Origin of the sequence: Streptomyces sp. SM1 (assembly GCF_002910825.1) — a bacterium.
GTDB classification, from domain to species: Bacteria; Actinomycetota; Actinomycetes; order Streptomycetales; family Streptomycetaceae; genus Streptomyces; species Streptomyces okerensis.
This window is the reverse complement of sequence record NZ_NEUB01000496.1, coordinates 1-2,570: the sequence shown is the minus strand read 5'-3', so window position 1 is coordinate 2,570 and position 2,570 is coordinate 1. Positions and strand designations below refer to the sequence as shown.

The following is a 2,570-nucleotide window of genomic DNA, read 5'->3' as shown; positions in this document are numbered from 1 at the left end:
GGGAGCTGGCGGGGGAGGTCCGTGCCCGGGTGGCCGGTGCCTGAGAGCGCGGACGCGCGGAGAGCGGGCGGCCGTACGGGACACCGCGCGGGGCGCCCCGTACGGCCGCCACCCGTGGGGGGCTACCGGTAGGTGATGTCGGACGACGCGTACTTGCCGAATTTCCCTGCCTTCAGCCGGGAGAGATGTCAACCCGTAGTCCTTGGTGCCGGGCCGGGTCGCCCCGGGACGTGAGTGCGTCCCGGGCCGCCGGAGCCGTGCGGTGCGGACTCAGGCCGAGCGGTGGTACTGGTCCGGCACGTGGACCGTGGCGCCCAGCTCACGGGCCGCACGCCGCGCCCACGAGGGATCGCGGAGCAGTTCCCGGCCGAGGAGCACCGCGTCCGCCTCTCCGTTGGCGAGGATCTTCTCCGCCTGCCCGGCCTCGGTGATCAGGCCCACGGCGGCCACCGGCATCGGCGTCTCGTCGCGCACCCGCGCGGCGAAGGGGACCTGGTAGCCGGGTTCGGCCGGGATGCGCACACCGGCGGCGTTGCCGCCGGTGGAGACGTCGAGCAGGTCGATGCCGTGCTCGTGCAGTCCGGAGGCGAAGCGGACGGTGTCGTCCGCGGTCCAGCCGGCCTTCTCCAGCCAGTCCGTGGCCGAAATGCGGAAGAACAGCGGCTTGTCGTCCGGCCAGACCTCCCGCACGGCGTCGACGACCTCGAGCGCGAAGCGCGTCCGGTTCTCGTACGAGCCGCCGTAGGCGTCCGTGCGGTGGTTGGAGTGCGGGGAGAGGAATTCGTTGATCAGGTATCCGTGGGCGCCGTGGATCTCGGCGATCTCGAAACCGGCGGCGAGTGCCCGGCGGGCGGCGTCGCGGAACCGGCCGACGATCTCCCCGATCTGCTCGGCGGTCAGCTCGTCGGGGACCGGGTGTCCCTGGGCGAAGGCGAGCGGGCTCGGTGCGGAGGGCTGCCAGCCGTGGGCCTCCGGGCCGACCGGCGCGCCGCCCTTCCAGGGGCGCTCGGTGGAGGCCTTGCGGCCGGCGTGTGCGAGCTGGACGGCGGGAACGGTGCCCTGGGAGGCGAGGAAGCGGGTGATCCGGCGGAAGGCCTCGACCTGGGTGTCGTTCCAGATGCCGAGGTCGTACGGCGAGATGCGGCCCTCCGGTGACACGGCCGTGGCCTCGGTGACGATCAGCCCCGTGCCGCCTGCGGCGCGGGCCGCGTAGTGCGCGAAGTGCCAGTCGCCGGGGGCGCCGGCCCCGGGCCCGTCGGGTGCGGCCGAGTACTGGCACATCGGCGCCATCCACACCCGGTTGGGGATTGTCACGTCGCGCAGGGTGTACGGCTGGAACAGCGTGCTCACGGTGGGCTCCATTCGGCGAGGACCGGGTGCGGGGGAACTACGATAAGCATCGTAGTACGGCAAGTGTCAAACTACGACGTCTCTCGTACAATGAAGGTTCCTCCCGAACGAATGTGGAGCCGCCGCCGTGACGACCGCCGCCCCCGTCCCCAGCAGTCGCGATCTGCCGCACCCCACGCGGGGCGAGATCCGGCTGGAGGGCGTGCTGCACGCTCTCTCCGACCCCGTCCGGCTGCGGATCGTCCGCGAGCTCGCCGCCGAGGGCGTGGCGCTCTCCTGTTCGCACTTCGACCTGCCGGTCACCAAGTCCACCACCACCCATCACTTCCGGGTGCTGCGCGAGAGCGGCGTGATCAGGCAGATCTACGAGGGCACCGCCAAGATGAACGCTCTGCGCCGCGACGACCTGGACGGCCTCTTCCCGGGCATGCTCGACTCCCTGCTCACCGCGGCCGCCCGCCAGGCCGGCCGCCACGGCGAACCCTGACGGGCCCCGGCCGGAGCGGGCCGGCACGCGCCGTGACGTACCGGGCCGGGCCTGTACGGGCACGCGGCAGGACCGGCTGCCGTACGGACACGGCTGCCGGTGCAGGACGTCGCCGGGCACCCGGGCGTCCTGCTGGACGAGGCTCTGGGCGGCTGGACGAGGCTCCGGGCGGTGTCGCGACCGCTCGGCCCGGAGCCGATCAGCGTCCGCGCTCCGCTGACAGGGTGCCGTCCGTCGCGTGGGGCGCGTGTTCCCGCCGAGGGAAACTGATCGCACCGTTACGTTGCGTGTGTGCTCGAGGCATCTTTTCTTCATCTTTCCGATCGCTCTCCGGCAGAGGGTGCGGTGTCCGTGTGGCCCGCGTGGGAGGTGCGGGAGGGGGAACGGGCGACCCGGTGGCTGCATGTGCGACTGGACTTCGGCGACGGGGCCCGGGTCGACGCGCTCGCGACGGTGAGTGAGGGGTGGGTCTGCGTGGAGGATGTGCAGGCCCGGCCGGCGCTCGCGCTGGAGGACCTCGCCGTGTTCGCCGACTGGATCGAGGGCCCGCTGGCGCGGGCCTGCGGCGACGGGGCCGGACCGGACCCCGGTGGTGCCGGAACGGGCGTGCACCGTGACGGCTCCGCCCGGCCGCGGGGGCCGCAGGAGGGGTGGATGGTGGCGCGGGCGTACCGCGAGGCGCAGGAGCGGGGAGCCGATCCGGTCCTCGCCGTGATGGACGAGACCGGGTACA

At 73.1% G+C, this 2,570-nt stretch carries 3 protein-coding genes; 2 read left to right on the top strand and 1 reads right to left on the bottom strand.

The window, feature by feature from the left end; all coding sequences use genetic code 11:
- Positions 1-270 precede the first annotated feature (270 nt).
- A complete protein-coding gene (locus B9S61_RS12190) occupies positions 271-1,350 on the bottom strand; it encodes an NADH:flavin oxidoreductase/NADH oxidase (protein ID WP_103542268.1) in 1,080 nt (359 codons plus the stop codon).
- 127 nt (positions 1,351-1,477) lie between these two features.
- Here B9S61_RS12190 and B9S61_RS12185 point away from each other — a divergent pair, with 127 nt between their 5' ends.
- A complete protein-coding gene (locus tag B9S61_RS12185; RefSeq protein WP_103542266.1) occupies positions 1,478-1,837 on the top strand; it encodes a helix-turn-helix transcriptional regulator in 360 nt (119 codons plus the stop codon).
- Between the two features lie 345 nt (positions 1,838-2,182).
- The coding region (locus B9S61_RS12180; protein ID WP_103542267.1) for a DUF6214 family protein at positions 2,183-2,570 on the top strand (388 nt) is incomplete at its 3' end.